Below are 14,046 nucleotides of genomic sequence, written 5' to 3' on the forward strand. Positions count from 1 at the left end.
AAGTCAGGAGATAAGCAATGCAGGGACGAGATTTACTGCTCATCATCAGCGTGATGGCAATCTGGGGATTCAATTTTTCGATGATCAAACTGGGCGTGAGCGAGATGGATCCGCTGTTGATCGCCGCCGCGCGCTTTTTCTGCGCCACGTTTCCAATCATTTTCTTTGTCCGTAAACCCAATGTGCAGTGGCGCTATCTGATGGCCTATGGCTTGGTGTTCGGTACTGGTATTTGGGGCATGGCATCGTGCTCCATCACGTTTGGTTTGTCGTCGGGTATGGCATCGGTGTTGCTGCAAACCGATGTGCTGACCACCGTGCTGGTCGGGGTGTTGCTGTATAAAGAGGTGATTTCCGCCCGCATGGCGACAGGGATCGTGGTGTCCGTGGTTGGGCTAGTGGTCTCTATCATTTACACCAATGGCAACGTTACGCTCGCAGGCGTGTTGTTTATCATGATCTCGGCAATTTGCTGGCCACTGGCGGGGGTGATTGTACGCAAATCGGGCACGCGCTCGGCTTTTGCATTCAACATTTGGGGTATGTTGTTTGCGCCGCTGCCTTTGGTCGCGCTGAGCGTCGGCATGAATGGATGGGACGTGCTGAGTACCACCTATCAACAGTGGAACAGTAATGCGTGGATTTCAGTGCTGTTTCAGGCTTACCCGACCACCGTATTCGGCTATTGGGTGTGGAACAAAATGGTCCTTAAATACCCGATGAGTCAATTGGCGCCAATGACGTTGTTGGTGTCGGTGTTTGCGCTGCTGAGTGGTTACGCGATCTACGATGAGCAACTGTCGCTCGCTCAGTGGGTATCATGCAGCACCTTCTTACTGGGAATTGGTTTGGTGCTCTATCCGCAGAGCAAAAAACAGCCTGCGTTTGAGAAGCGAACAGTGAGTGCGCCCACCTCCGTATAACGCGTCATTAAGCGCTCGAAATGCTCTGGATTTTTATTCAGGGCATTTTTTGTTTATGTGGGGAGGCATTATGATTCAACCATTTGTTATTGTTTGTTTTATCAGTTTCTTCAACGGGAGTCGTGTCAATTAGGCCTGCATAAGATGATAGTTTTAACAGTAAAAATAAAAATGTGACCGGTTTCATTATAAATTGATCTATCTTCATATTTTTCGGTGTATAGGGTGATATTGTTCACGTTATTGGCTTTGTAACAAAATATTACCAGGAATAAAAAATGAATATATTTCAACAAACAGATCCTTCTCGCCGACGTTATGGTTTGGCTGCCTTCATTGGTTTAATCGCAGGTATCGTTTCTGCTTTCGTGAAGTGGGGGGCTGAAGTGCCGCTGCCACCACGTAGCCCAAGTGATCTTTTCCAAGCGGCTTGTGCGCCGGAATCGTTGATTCGCGCTGCCGATCACATCGACTGCTCGCGTAACTTCTTAAACCCTCCTTATGTTTTCCTGCGTGACTGGATTGGTGTTATTGATCCAAATGAAGCGGTGTACACCTTTGCGGGTCATGTATTCAACTGGGTTGGCGTGACTCACATTATTTTTTCTATCGTGTTTGCAGTCGGTTACTGTGTGGTGGCTGAACAGTTTCCGAAAATCAAATTATGGCAAGGCCTGTTTGCTGGTGCGCTGGCGCAAATCGGTGTACATATGATCACCTTCCCAATGTTAGGTTTGACCCCGCCTGTGATGGCATGGCCATGGTATGAACACGTGTCTGAAATCGTTGGTCACTTGGTTTGGTTCTGGTCTATTGAAATTATTCGTCGTGATCTGCGCAACCGCATCACACATGAGCCGGATCCTGAAGTAGCACTGAGTGCAACCACCCGATAAATAATTACACATTGTGTAAAAAAGGTCGCATTAGCGACCTTTTTTACGTTTCACCGTCGCAAAAATTGTTGAGAGATTCAGTCCACGGTTACGCGTTTCAGTCATGTACATTGCGCTTAAAGAACTGCTAGATTGAGAGGGGATTCCTGAGAACAAGACGTTCATTTTTCTCGTCGCGCCAATCAACGGGCGACGCATTGCCGACAGTATCCTCGGCATGTTTACAAGGACTTGTAGATGACAAACCCTCTGCGTACTTTTGCCTCTTTGTACAGCACGACACTGCTGACTGTGCTGGCCAGCGGCCTGTTGACGACCTACCTCGGACTTCGCCTTTCAGCCATGCAAGTGCCTGAAATCTGGATTGGTGGCATGATGTCGGCATACTACGCGGGGCTGGTTGCTGGTTCTAAGATTGGTCACCGTTTGATTGCACGGGTAGGCCACATTCGTGCGTTCGTAGCCAGTGCCGGGATTGTCACCGCATCCGCTCTGGGCCATGCATTAGTTGATCAGCTCACCATTTGGATTGTGCTGCGGCTGATAGTCGGTATCGGCATGATGTGCCAATACATGGTGCTGGAAAGCTGGCTGAACGAGCAGGCAGACAACAGTCAACGGGGCACGGTGTTCGCCAGTTACATGATCGTGTCGTACCTTGCGTTGATTCTGGGCCAGGGCGCAATCAGTCTCTACCCCGATTTAGGTCTGGAACCGCTACTGCTGATCGCCATCTGTTTTGCGCTCTGCATTGTGCCGATTGCAATTACCCGGCGTATTCACCCGGCGCCATTGGTGCCCGCGCCGCTGCACATCACCTATTACTGGAAAAAAGCACCGCAAGCGCTTACTACGGTAGCGATTGGCAGCATGGTGGTCGGTTCGTTTTACGGCCTGGCACCAGCTTATGCCAGTAATCTTGGGCTGGCGCCGGAAGAGGTCGCCACCTACATGACCGCTACCATTTTAGCTGGCCTGCTTGCTCAGTGGCCGATGGGTAAACTTTCTGATGTCATCTCGCGCAGTAGCCTGATTCGCATCAACTGTGTGTTGCTGGTCGGGTTGACACTGAGTATCGCATTCACGCCTTACCATCACTTTGCGGCACTGGTGATGACATTTCTGTTTGGCATCTTAGCGTTCACCCTCTATCCGCTGGCTACTGCGCTGGCGAATTCTCGCGTCGAACAAAGTGAGCGAGTCGGTCTATCGGCGACTATCCTGCTGACCTTTGGTTTGGGAGCCAGTATCGGCCCGCTGATTGCTTCAGGCGTGATGCAATGGCTGGGCAATAATATGCTGTATGGCTTTATGGGAGCGTGTGGTTGTGTGCTGTTCTTGACGCTGCAATACATCAACTCACAGCAAAAAGCCGAAGTGCAAACCACCGAAGATTACATCATGGCGACGGGCGATTTAGTCTCTTCGCCACTGGCGGCAGCGCTCGACCCACGGGTTGATATTGAATCAGTACAAGAGCAGATGACGCCAACTCCGGACACTGACGATGAAGAGATGGAATCTGAATCTGAAGAGGAAGAAGAGAGTAAGGCAGAAGTGGCGTAAGTGATTTTCTTCTTGCCGCCACTATCACGATTTGCCCAGATAAGGCCTTAAAAAGGCGCTTATTTGCTCTTCGCACATTCCGACAATCACGTGATTGATGGCAACCCGTTGAGATAATGTGAGAGTGGAACTGAGCCATTTATGACGCGTGTCCTTTGACAAACACTTCGTGTTGGCTGACTCGTTGCAGATAGTCTTGCAGTTTTGGGGGCGTGTTTGTCGACCAAATCCGCAGGAACATGATCGAGCGCACCGGAACAAAGGTGGCGAAGCAACATCATTACTCTAAGATCGGCGATCGTGAGACGATTGTCCGCAAAGTAGTCACCCGCTTGAGCTAGTTTCTTTGAAAAGAAGGTCAGATACGCCGGAAAGACCGTAGCGCATAACTTTTCTCGCGCGGCTTTCAGTTCTTCGCCTTGCAAAGAAAATGTTTCTGCAACCTTCGCGGTGAGTTCTTCTGCCGCGTCCAATGCTTCATCGCACAGCAGCGCTTGAATGGGGTCATTCGGGTATAAGCCCGTCAATTTGCCCACATAGCGGTTGATTGCGTTGGATTGAGTTACCCGATGGCCTTCAACGTCCATCACCGGCACTTTGCCTAGCGGGTAAGCCTTCGCCCTTTCAGCCAACTCTTTGGGTGAAAAACGCACATCCTCGAAATCGATGCCAGCATAACGTAATGCAATGCGTGCGGGTTCCGCTCGTCCACCGGGAAAATCAAAATAGTGAATAGATAGTTTGCTCATTGCTCAGTCCCTTTCATCGGTTTTGGATAGTTAACAAGTCATTACGGTTAGTTGCGGTTAAAACCTGTCGCGGCTACACAAAAAATAATCTATGAAGATTCTATTTGCGAGTATTGTGCTGAAACATTGTTTAATGATGAGCCATATTTACTGACGACGTTGGGCCAATTTTTTCACTGAACCTATCGCCTTCGAGATCAACCACGATCATCGTGCCGACTGGCTGATGTCCTACAGCGGCTAAGATAAACAGCAGCCAGTTCTAAGTAGAACAAGCGATAACCACCGCTTGAAAAGCGCAGAAACAAAAAAGGCGTTAGCAGATTGACTAACGCCTTTATCATTGATGGCATCCCGCCTCAGGTGGCAGATGCCTTTCATGTTACTGATTGAGCGGGTTTGGGCTCTTATTCAACATCGCAATTGGTGCAACTTTGCAGGGCGATTTCGTGTTCAAACACGATGGCTTCGTTACCTTCTGCCGCTAGCTCGGCTATCTCATCGGCGACTTCTTGTTCATCTTCTGCTTCAACTTGATTCTCAAGCTCTTCTTCTGAATAGCCGTAGAAGTTCAGCAATAGATACTCACGCGCTTCGTCTTTAGTACAAGTCACGTTCACCGAAATATCCGGCTCAATGTTGCCTTGTTCGATAATCGCGGTCACTTGTGCCAGAACATCATCTTTCATCGCTGCGGTTAACCAACCAAGATCGGTGCTTACTGTGGTTTTTTTGCAGTTAAAACAAGGCAGTTGATGGAAGTAATATTGAAAATCAGTCATAGGTCATGTCTTCTCTGAGAGTTGTACCGGACGATTATGCGCGTTTTCCAGCAAAATACTATCTCAATAGGCAGAGAAGTGGATTGCCCTCGGTGGATTTGGTTCTGGCGGGGTGCCAAAGCCGCTGTTGAGTGTGTTTACCGATGCTTGATTGAGACAAAGCATCCACCCTTGGTTGAGAGTGGATGCTTGGTTAACTGCGCTATGACAGTCAGCGGCGCAGTTCCGTTACCTGATCAAAACCGACGCCCCAGTTGTCTGTGTTGACCTCGTCGATGACCACAAAAGTCTTCTCCGGGTTCTTATTCAGGATATCGACCATCAGTTGCGTACAACCTTTGATGATCGCCTGTTTTTGTTCTTTGGTCACACCATCATCGGTGACTTTTACGTTGATATAAGGCATGTTTTCTTTCTCCTGATCTTAAGGTTTCTCAACCTCAACTGACACGTCGGTGTACATTTTGCTGACGATGCGCCACTGTCCGTCTTCCTTCAGAAGCCCCAAAAAGTCGATGTAATCAAAGCTAAACAACGGACAATGAATTTTCGCCATCGCTTGATCTTTGACGATATCGAGCGACTCAATCTTAAAGTTAAATGCGAGGCTCAACTGCTCAGGGCTTTTTCGCTCCGACACATCGTTTAGCCACTCAGTCATGCTGCGTCGAACGCCGGGGGCTTTCAGGCACACGTCCGGGTGAAAAATGCGCCCAAGCAGTGCGGCATCACCTCGGTGTAGCCCGTCAAAATAGTGGTTGATGATGGCGATGATCTGCTGGCGATCATCATTGCCGTTAAACGTCGTGGGCATCATTTATCCTTGTTTTTCTCGGATTCAATACGTTGTGCTTCGATCGTGCGCTGAAAGTTCGGCATAGTCTGCACGGTTTCAATCATATGACGAGAACGAGGCCCGATATTGATATCCACCGGAAAATACGCACCCCAGGTGGCGTAGACCGCGAGCAAAATATCGGCCGCGCTCGGGGCATTGCCGCCGAGGTATGGTTGGGTCTGCAACAGGCTTTCGACATAGCGCCATAGAGTGCTGATTGCATCGGCTGCCTGATTCAACGCGGATTGCTTGACGGCTTCATCATCGATATTCGCGGCGATAAAGAACAGTCGGCTGTAGGCGGGGTGCATCGTAGCGTTCGCAAACAGTATGTTCTGAATCGCGTTCTGGCGCGCAAAACTGTGGCTGGGAAGCAGGGTGTTTTCGTGCTTGGTTAACAAATACAGAATGATAGCCGCCCCTTCCGTCAGCGTATGTTCTCCATCCACCAGAACCGGAACCGCTTGAATTGGCGTTATTGCGGCAAAATCAGCGACGTGTGCTCTGTCGACAATTTTTACGTCCTGTCCGAGCTCAAGCAAAATGACTTGTGTCGCAATGGCGCAAGTACCAGGGGAATAATAGAGTGTGTACATGGTGTTCTCCTTAACTAGACAAATTTCTTCACCGATTCGGCTTGGCAAGCAACGCTCGGTGATGGGCTTATCCTAGTCCGCACTATTGGTTTCATATATAGCTATAATGTGCATATACTGTGCTCAAATCGAGAACAATGATGGCTTTATCGGGAGAGTTGAGGATGGATAAACTACGCGCTATTGAGCTCTTTGTGCGCTTAGCCAATCTGGGCAGTTTCACTAAGGTCGCTGAGCAGACTGGCACCTCAAAATCGATGATCAGCAAAGAGATTTCACGTTTAGAAGCGGATATTGGCGCGCGCTTACTGCATCGCTCCACCCGTAATGTTCAACTGACGCCCGTCGGAGAGGGCTATTTGCAGCGCGCGAATGACATTCTGGCAAAGCTCGCCGAAGCTGACAGTTTTGCGCAGGATTTACAACAAAACCTGCGTGGTAAGCTGAAGATCAATGCGCCGATGGCTCTGGGAATCACTGATTTATCCGGTTTGTTTGCCGATTTTATGTTGGCTCATCCCGACCTTGAGCTGGATATTCATCTGGGCGACGAACAGATGGATCTGGTCGAGCATGGCTTTGACTTGGGGTTTCGCGCGTCAAGCCAGCCGATTGATGTCAACTATGTTGGCAAAGCGCTCACTCATTTCAGTTACAAGGTGTGTGCTTCACCGGGCTATTTAGCCAGTCATCCCAACATTCTGATGCCCAAAGATCTGAAGGAGCACAACTGCTTCGTTTACAGCTATTTTCAAGGCAAACATGTCTGGCCGATAGAGGATGGCGTCGCCATCAGTGGCCGACTGAAAGTCAACAGCACGATGTTCATGATGGAAGCCATCAAACGAGGTCTTGGAATCGGGTTTATTCCGGACTTTGTCGCACAAAGCGCCATTGATAGCGGCGAGGTGGTGGAAATACTCGCGGATTCCAACAAGCCTCAACTGACGCTCTACGCGCTTTACCCAGCCAGGCATCATGTGCCCGCTAAGTTAGCGTTATGTATCGAGTTTTTACAGGCGTGGTTTGCGAATAAGAGCCGCGAAGTACGCGAAGGCAGCGCATAAGCCGCCTGTCTGTGCGCCACCTTACTCATAATGTCTTCTACACTCATAAAAGGTCGGGCGGGTGTGTTATGCCGTGAGCCTGAAATGAGAATGAGGAGAAAGCGATGAAACGCACCTTATTGTTGGTCGTATTGGCGTTATTGGCATCACCAGTGAAAGCCGGTAACAACAGCGTGAATAGCGAATTCAGCCATGCCGTTGGCGGCGCGGCGATGGCCGGGGCATTTGTATGGGCGTCGGACGCTTGGTGGTCTAAAGAGGATAGGGGCTGGGTCGGTTTTTATATCAGCACGGCTTTAGGGGCTGTGTCGCAATACTATGAATATGAGCGAGGGACAAATACGGGCAAAGAGGCATTTCTGGATGCGGCGTCGCACGCACTTGGGTCCGCTATCGGGGCATATGTGACCGACCGCTACTTGCTCGCCCCTGTCATTGCTCCCGAGGAGCACGGTACCTATGTCGGCCTGACCGTGAGTCTTCGTTACTAACTGGAGATATCAGCCATTCAATGATTGAGGCGTTCCTGCCTCAATCGACGTCAGATGGGCTTTTTGCTGGCGTTGAATCTCTCTTCGGCGTCCCGGAACACGGATTTCACCCGCTCGACATCCCATGGATGTTCGACCAGGGTTTCATGATCCCATTCGCTTCTGGGTTCGTGAGGCGCGAAAAAGTCACCGCCATAGACATGAATAGCGCCCGTCATTTTCCCGATCGGATTGAGCACGGAATGGATCGTAGTGGTATCGAGTACGCACACGTCTCCTGCTCCGAGTGATTTTGCCCCTCGAGCTTCAATGCCGTTTGGCGTCCTTTGCCAGAAAATATTGTCTTCTCTGCCCGAATAGATACCGACCACCGAAAACATCTGATGATTGTGTGGCATTAAATTCATGTAAGGCGCCCACTTGAAATTGATGATTGTGAGCGCAGGTGAGCGGTAGAGCAGATGGATACCAGCGTGCTCTTGCTGGCCAAGTACTGAGGCCATCATTCTGGTCTCAGACATGGCTTCTGACACCACCGCATGAACCGATTGTTCCCCCTCTGCGACGGCCTGAATGCAATTCTCAATAAACTTATCGGTGCTAAACATGAATGCGCCCTCCGTTACTTTCTCTGCACAAGAGAAATCACACATCTCATCGACTTTCCTAATCACTTGCTACAAGTATTAGCTCAGGTTGGCGACTCGACAAGGGATGAGCTCATGTCAGTTCACACTCTTGCGAAAGCCGCTGGGCGTCAGTCCGGTCACGCGGCTGAATTCACGATTGAAGTTGGATTTGGTTTGAAAACCGGAATTCAGATAGACCTGCGTAATGCTCTCATCGCTGCGTAGCAAACGCTGCTTGGCGTACTCGATGCGATACTCATTGAGTATTTTTGAGATGTTGCGGCCGTGAATCTGATTGACCGCCATTGAAATCTGCCTGGCGGGAATCGTCAGTTTGCGTGCCAGACGATCCAGGGTTAAATCCGGGTCAAGAAATGCCTGCTTTTCGTTCATCAGTGCATCGAGTCGCGTCAGAATCGCCTGTGCGTGTTCATCGCTCATGGCACTGTTATCGCTTTGCTCAACGACAGAGTCCGGCGCGCTCGCTTGCGGTTCTTCTTCGGCCACGTGCAAAGTACTTTGCGCCACCATCACCACCGCTAACGCTAAGGTTGGCAACAACAGGGTGTAGCCGACCGCCAGCACATACATCGCGTGCCGGCCCTCATACAGCGCGAAATCAAGTGTTAGCGCGCCATCAATACAGGCGGAAAACAGCAGCATGCAACCGGCGATGCGCTCGGCGTAGCGCACCCATTCCATATCGGACAAGCGGACTCGCGGCGCTTCATTGCGCGACGCCAGCAGCAGCGCGATACCGTAACCGATATACAGCGCCGTCAGCATCAAATCCAGTGGCGCATGCCAATACGGATAGCTCAGCGACCCGGCGGCAATCACCAGTGGCCCGAGCCAATGCAGGCGCGCGAGCCTTCCGGATTGGTGGGCGCGGCGAAAACAGTGCCAGGCCGCCATCGGCACCAGCGCGGCACACACCGGCTGCAACATGCGAAACAGTGCAATATCCAGTGTCCAGCGCAGGCCGACAATGGCCGTGGTTAAGGCGCAGAGCGCGGTAAACAGGCTGGCGGGTTTGGTCGCCGCATCGGATTTGACCCACAACACGATCGCCAACATCAACAGCAGCAATGAGACAACAAAGGGCAGGGGAATGGCGATCATCGGCTTTCCTTACATGGGCAACGTTTCATAATCCAACGTGCTAAGCCTACCGATTTCTCCGCGTCACGTGAAGATGTTGCGGTCCTCAAACCGGATGTAGGAAGTCCTCGAACCGGATCGAGGACTCGCCCGCCAAGGGATTGCGCCAAAGTGACCCTGTTCGGCGCAACTGCCGGACATCATTTTTAACGACAGAGGTCATAGGCGAGAAAAAGGAGCGCGATGATGAATTGGTATTGGCAGGCGTGGCAACTTGGGCTGAGTTTTTCCGGGCGAGCGACGCGTCAGGCGTACTGGATGTTCTTTTTGGTCAATCTGCTGGTCAGCCTTGTATTGGTGGCTCTGGAGATCAACGCCGGTTCGCCGCCGTGGGTGGAAGTGGCGTACAGCATACTCAGCTTTCTGCCGCTGGTGGCGGTGACGGTGCGCCGTTTGCACGACACCGGACGTTCTGGCTGGTGGAGTTTGGTGTTCTTTATTCCGGTGATTGGCGTGGTCGTGCTGTTGGTGCTGATGGCGCAGCGCAGCGAGTCGCACCGCAATCGCTTTGATATCGAGCAATAGGGAGAATAGAAGATGAGACGAATTAAAATAGCAGCTTGGTTGGCACTCGTATGGGCATTTGGTCTATCAAGCGCGGCGCAGGCAACGGAAAAACCGCGGGTGAGCGAACATGGACAAGACAAGACGGCAACATGGCTCCCCAGCGATGTGCAAGGCATGGTCATCGTGCCGACTGTGGCGGAGGGGCATCTGGTTTATCTGCATGGGATAGCTGGCAAAGGCGCGTACCTGAGTCGCAATGAGGATGGCGAACTGTGCATTGTGGCGCCGCTGCACATCGTGGCGGGTAACTTTGAGCAAGGCGGTATTGTGGTCAAAGAAACTGGCCCGGTGACGCTGCGCATTTACAGCCGCGAAGTGTCGCAAGCGCTGAAAAACGGCGATCAGGTCACGAGTGAGCACTTACACGTGACGCAAGGGTTCGACCATGAACCCGGTGATGTGGCGATCGAAAGCGGCATCGGCAGCCAAGTGCATTTTATTTTGAACCCGCGCCGCAAGTGGACTTCGTGGCTCAATGGCGAATGGTCAGCCGCGCGCTGTCAAACCGCGACCGAGGCGCAACTCAAGCAGCTCTACACACGTCAATATTAGCGTCAGGTGCATGAATAATCGCTAGGTGCACAGGTTCGCTGCAAACATTGATTCCACCTCAGAATTCGATTTGTTGTTGGCATATGCTAACTTCATTTTTGATAGTGAGGTGGATGATGACCAAGGCGTTAGAATCGCACGCAATGTGCGCGGTGTGCTCGCCAGCCGAGCACAATCCTTATTCATTGGGCGTGGCTTTGGCTTGCGACGAACGCGGGCAAGTGAGTGGTCACTTTACCGTCTGTTCTCGTCATCAGGGGTATCGGGGAAAGCTGCATGGTGGGATTGCCAGTTCGCTGCTGGATGCCGCGATGACGCACTGTTTGTTATATCAAGGCATCGAAGCGTTAACGGCGCAGTTGGACGTGCGCTTTCATCGCCCGATTGTTGTAGGGGAACAGGTGGTGATTTCGGCGCACTGCGATACGGTGCGCCGAGGAATTTACCTGCTGACCGCACAGCTGCACGTTGACGGTGAGCTGCGGGTCAGCGCCAGCGGCAAATTTCTCCAAGAGAAAGTGAGAACGAGCTAGCTGCGCAGGTATTTGTCCATTTCGTCTTTCGGCACCATGCCGCCCCCGGTTGCCCACACCAAGTGCGTGGCGCGGCTGAGTTGGGCGTCACTGAAACCATGCTGAGCGAGATAGCCGTGATCGCGCTGTGCGACCACCGGCCCTTTCATGCCCGCCAAGGCTGACGGTTCGGGCTGAATCTGTTCGTAATCGCTGAGCATTTTCAGCAGCGTAAATAACGTTTCGTCGCTGACGGTGTAGTAGCCATCGAGCAGGCGCTCCATGGCGCGGCCGACAAAACCCGATGCGCGCCCGACCGCGAGGCCATCGGCTGCTGTGAGGTTATCGATGCCCAAATCCTGCACGCAGATAGCATCGTGCAAACCGGTATGCACGCCAAGCAGCATGCACGGCGAGTGAGTGGGTTCGGCAAACAGGCAGTGCACGTGATCGCCAAACGCGAGTTTGAGGCCAAAGGCGACACCGCCCGGGCCACCGCCGACGCCGCACGGCAGGTAAACAAACAGCGGATGCTCGGCGTCGACGCGAATTTCACGCTGTGCCAACTGCGCTTTGAGGCGCTCGCCGGCCACCGCGTAGCCCAGAAATAGCGTACGGGAGTTTTCATCGTCGATGAAAAAGCAGCTCGGATCGTTTTGCGCTTGTGCGCGCCCTTGTTCAACGGCGACGCCGTAGTCACTGTCGTATTCCACCACGGTGACGCCATGTGAGCGCAGTTTGGCTTTTTTCCATTCACGGGCATCGGCCGACATGTGTACCGTGACGCGAAAGCCGAGTTTGGCGCTCATGATGCCAATCGATAGGCCGAGATTTCCGGTGGAACCGACGGCAATTTGATGCTGCGAGAAAAAGTGGCGCAGTTCATCACTTGCCAGCGTGCGGTAATCGTCTTCAAGGTGAAGTAAACCCGCTTGCAGCGCAAGTTGTTCGGCGTGAGCCAATACTTCGTAAATCCCGCCTCGCGCTTTGATCGAGCCCGAAATCGGCAGGTGGCTGTCGAGTTTGAGCAGCAGCTTGCCCGGCATGTCGGTTTGGTAGTGAGATTGCAGCGCACGGCGCATGTGATCGATGGTGACCAGCGGCGATTCGATGATGCCCTGGTTGACGGCGGTTTCAGGAAACACCTGTTCAATATACGGCGCGAAGCGGCGCAGCCTTGCAGCCGCATCCTGCACGTCTTGCTCACTCAGGCCAACATGGGGCAGGCCTTCCGCCAGTGTGGTGATGTTGGGGTTGAACCATTGCGTTTCTTGTAGCGCAATGAGCTGTTTGAGCAATGGAAATCGTTCAATAAGGGCATCGGTCATAGGGCACCTTCTCATCGGGTTTTAGCTTGTCATCATAACGATTTGTGTCGGTTTGCCTAGGGCGGGTCAATAAAAGTCTGAACCGATTCTTCACCTTGGCCGGGTGGATGTCGAAAATCTTCAATCTCTGATGCTTCTCTTTCCTTATGCTGTGAAAAACAGAGGAGAAAGACCATGTCAAAACGCATCAACTACATCCACATCGCACCGCAAGCCATGGAAATTTTGTACACGCAAGAAGCGTACTTCCATGACCAGTTTCGTCAGTCGGACACCATGAATATGACCATCTGGGAACTGGTAAAGTTGCGTGTGTCGCAAATTAATCAGTGCGCTTTCTGTATCGACATGCACAGCAAAGACGCGCTCAAAATGGGTGAGCAGCCCGAGCGAATCTGGGGACTGAGTGCCTGGAAAGACATGCCACTTTACAGCGAGGCCGAACGCGTGGCGTTGGCGTGGGCAGAACTGCTGACGGCGGGTCAACCGGTGGAGGATGACGCCTATCAGCTCACCTTGAATACCTTTGGCGATAAAGCTATGGTGAACCTGACGGTGGCGGTGAATGCCATCAACAGCTGGAACCGGATAGTGAAAGTGTTTAAGCCGCAGGTGGGACTGTATCAACCCAACTAATCGCAATGTGGGAACATCCGTTTGGATTTAGATTTTGAGATTTTCAAACCGCAGGGATTATTAGCCGGCCAGATTCAGGCAATCTGGTCGGTTTCTGTTGCGCCTGAAACCGAGCAAACCGTGCGCAGGCAACTCCTCAGCGATGCAGGCACGGGCGTGACCTTCATTTTGCAACAGCAGGTGCAAATGGACAACGAATGGCAGGCGCCGGGTGTGGTGTTGCTGCCGGTCAGCACCTTGGCCCATCAGGTTGGCTTGCCACCGGGAGCCGTGGTGGCGGGGGTACGCTTTCATCCAGCGGTAGGCTATCAGCTGTTTGGTGAACGGTTGGAGACGCCGCTGCGTATTGCTGGCGACCACCCACTTGCCGAATCCGCACAGACCGTCTTTTTAGCGCTGCAAAGCGCGCGTTCTCCGGCCGCCAGAATTACTACGTTATATCGTTGGTGCCACGCGTTGATCGCGCAGTATGAGCCGCAGGATGTGGGGCATATCATTCATCGCCAGCCCGAGACGCTCAGTCAGCGTCAGCGCGAACGCCAGTTTCAGAAATGGCTGGGGATCACGCCGAAACAGTATCAACGCATCGTGCGGGTGAAACAGACCTTGGAGCAACTGCGCGCGCAGCCTCATGTGTCGCTCGCCGATTTAGCGCTCGAACAGGGCTTTGCCGATCAGGCCCATATGACGCGCGAGTGCAAACAGATTGCCCGCATCACGCCCAAACAATTTATCCGCCAGCGCAGGCCCTGA

The 14,046-nt window shown here is 52.2% G+C and carries 18 protein-coding genes; 10 read left to right on the top strand and 8 right to left on the bottom strand.

Annotated elements, in window-relative coordinates; translation table 11 throughout:
- Nucleotides 1-17 precede the first annotated feature (17 nt).
- The 3 genes from DYA43_RS18410 (at nucleotide 18) to DYA43_RS18420 (ending at nucleotide 3,385) form a co-directional block, all read left to right on the top strand.
- Nucleotides 18-923 carry an EamA family transporter gene (locus DYA43_RS18410; RefSeq protein ID WP_061055342.1) on the top strand — a complete coding sequence of 302 codons (906 nt, stop codon included), beginning with the start codon at nucleotides 18-20 and terminating at the stop codon, nucleotides 921-923.
- A gap of 278 nt (nucleotides 924-1,201) precedes the next feature.
- The gene (locus DYA43_RS18415) at nucleotides 1,202-1,819 is read left to right on the top strand and encodes a YagU family protein (RefSeq protein ID WP_061055343.1); all 618 of its coding nucleotides are present in this window, start codon (nucleotides 1,202-1,204) and stop codon (nucleotides 1,817-1,819) included.
- 237 nt (nucleotides 1,820-2,056) lie between these two features.
- On the top strand, nucleotides 2,057-3,385 hold the full coding sequence (locus tag DYA43_RS18420; protein WP_020328855.1) for an MFS transporter: 1,329 nt from the start codon (nucleotides 2,057-2,059) through the stop codon (nucleotides 3,383-3,385).
- A gap of 86 nt (nucleotides 3,386-3,471) precedes the next feature.
- Here DYA43_RS18420 and DYA43_RS18425 read toward each other — a convergent pair whose 3' ends face one another.
- The 5 genes from DYA43_RS18425 to DYA43_RS18445 form a co-directional block, all read right to left on the bottom strand.
- Complete coding sequence (locus tag DYA43_RS18425) at nucleotides 3,472-4,134, bottom strand: glutathione S-transferase family protein (RefSeq protein WP_061055344.1); 663 nt, start codon at nucleotides 4,132-4,134, stop codon at nucleotides 3,472-3,474.
- Nucleotides 4,135-4,541: 407 nt separating this feature from the next.
- The gene (locus DYA43_RS18430; protein WP_047459508.1) at nucleotides 4,542-4,916 is read right to left on the bottom strand and encodes a hypothetical protein; all 375 of its coding nucleotides are present in this window, start codon (nucleotides 4,914-4,916) and stop codon (nucleotides 4,542-4,544) included.
- 211 nt (nucleotides 4,917-5,127) lie between these two features.
- Nucleotides 5,128-5,322 carry a tautomerase family protein gene (locus DYA43_RS18435; RefSeq protein WP_020328859.1) on the bottom strand — a complete coding sequence of 65 codons (195 nt, stop codon included), beginning with the start codon at nucleotides 5,320-5,322 and terminating at the stop codon, nucleotides 5,128-5,130.
- A gap of 18 nt (nucleotides 5,323-5,340) precedes the next feature.
- Entirely contained in the window at nucleotides 5,341-5,733 is a 393-nt protein-coding gene (locus DYA43_RS18440; RefSeq protein ID WP_225869392.1) for a nuclear transport factor 2 family protein, read from the bottom strand.
- Entirely contained in the window at nucleotides 5,730-6,350 is a 621-nt protein-coding gene (locus DYA43_RS18445; protein ID WP_061055345.1) for a glutathione S-transferase family protein, read from the bottom strand. Before DYA43_RS18445 ends, DYA43_RS18440 begins: the two co-directional genes overlap by 4 nt.
- Before the next feature lie 164 nt (nucleotides 6,351-6,514).
- Between DYA43_RS18445 and DYA43_RS18450 the strand changes: the two genes are divergently transcribed.
- Both DYA43_RS18450 and DYA43_RS18455 read left to right on the top strand, forming a co-directional pair.
- The gene (locus DYA43_RS18450) at nucleotides 6,515-7,417 is read left to right on the top strand and encodes a LysR family transcriptional regulator (RefSeq protein ID WP_047459500.1); all 903 of its coding nucleotides are present in this window, start codon (nucleotides 6,515-6,517) and stop codon (nucleotides 7,415-7,417) included.
- Nucleotides 7,418-7,521: 104 nt separating this feature from the next.
- The gene (locus DYA43_RS18455; protein WP_020328864.1) at nucleotides 7,522-7,908 is read left to right on the top strand and encodes a hypothetical protein; all 387 of its coding nucleotides are present in this window, start codon (nucleotides 7,522-7,524) and stop codon (nucleotides 7,906-7,908) included.
- A gap of 50 nt (nucleotides 7,909-7,958) precedes the next feature.
- Here the strand turns inward: DYA43_RS18455 and DYA43_RS18460 are convergent, their stop codons facing one another.
- Together DYA43_RS18460 and DYA43_RS18465 are read right to left on the bottom strand one after the other, a co-directional pair.
- Nucleotides 7,959-8,516, bottom strand: coding sequence for a hypothetical protein (locus tag DYA43_RS18460; RefSeq protein WP_061056052.1), 558 nt, complete (start codon nucleotides 8,514-8,516; stop codon nucleotides 7,959-7,961).
- A gap of 117 nt (nucleotides 8,517-8,633) precedes the next feature.
- Nucleotides 8,634-9,659, bottom strand: coding sequence for a helix-turn-helix domain-containing protein (locus tag DYA43_RS18465; protein ID WP_061055346.1), 1,026 nt, complete (start codon nucleotides 9,657-9,659; stop codon nucleotides 8,634-8,636).
- A 222-nt stretch (nucleotides 9,660-9,881) separates the two neighbouring features.
- Between DYA43_RS18465 and DYA43_RS18470 the strand changes: the two genes are divergently transcribed.
- The 3 genes from DYA43_RS18470 (at nucleotide 9,882) to DYA43_RS18480 (ending at nucleotide 11,350) form a co-directional block, all read left to right on the top strand.
- Nucleotides 9,882-10,223, top strand: a complete 342-nt coding sequence (locus DYA43_RS18470) for a DUF805 domain-containing protein (RefSeq protein WP_061055347.1) — start codon at nucleotides 9,882-9,884, stop codon at nucleotides 10,221-10,223.
- A gap of 12 nt (nucleotides 10,224-10,235) precedes the next feature.
- On the top strand, nucleotides 10,236-10,817 hold the full coding sequence (locus DYA43_RS18475; protein WP_047459493.1) for a hypothetical protein: 582 nt from the start codon (nucleotides 10,236-10,238) through the stop codon (nucleotides 10,815-10,817).
- Between the two features lie 116 nt (nucleotides 10,818-10,933).
- A complete protein-coding gene (locus tag DYA43_RS18480) occupies nucleotides 10,934-11,350 on the top strand; it encodes a PaaI family thioesterase (protein WP_061055348.1) in 417 nt (138 codons plus the stop codon).
- Here the strand turns inward: DYA43_RS18480 and dsdA are convergent.
- On the bottom strand, nucleotides 11,347-12,657 hold the full coding sequence (dsdA, locus tag DYA43_RS18485; RefSeq protein WP_061055349.1) for a D-serine ammonia-lyase: 1,311 nt from the start codon (nucleotides 12,655-12,657) through the stop codon (nucleotides 11,347-11,349). The genes DYA43_RS18480 and dsdA overlap by 4 nt on opposite strands.
- Before the next feature lie 174 nt (nucleotides 12,658-12,831).
- Here dsdA and DYA43_RS18490 point away from each other — a divergent pair, with 174 nt between their 5' ends.
- Nucleotides 12,832-13,293: a carboxymuconolactone decarboxylase family protein gene (locus DYA43_RS18490; RefSeq protein ID WP_020328871.1), complete on the top strand. Its 462-nt coding sequence runs from the start codon at nucleotides 12,832-12,834 to the stop codon at nucleotides 13,291-13,293.
- 21 nt (nucleotides 13,294-13,314) lie between these two features.
- A complete protein-coding gene (locus tag DYA43_RS18495) occupies nucleotides 13,315-14,046 on the top strand; it encodes a helix-turn-helix domain-containing protein (RefSeq protein WP_024374848.1) in 732 nt (243 codons plus the stop codon).

Source organism: Vibrio fluvialis (genome assembly GCF_900460245.1).
Taxonomy (GTDB): domain Bacteria; phylum Pseudomonadota; class Gammaproteobacteria; order Enterobacterales; family Vibrionaceae; genus Vibrio; species Vibrio fluvialis.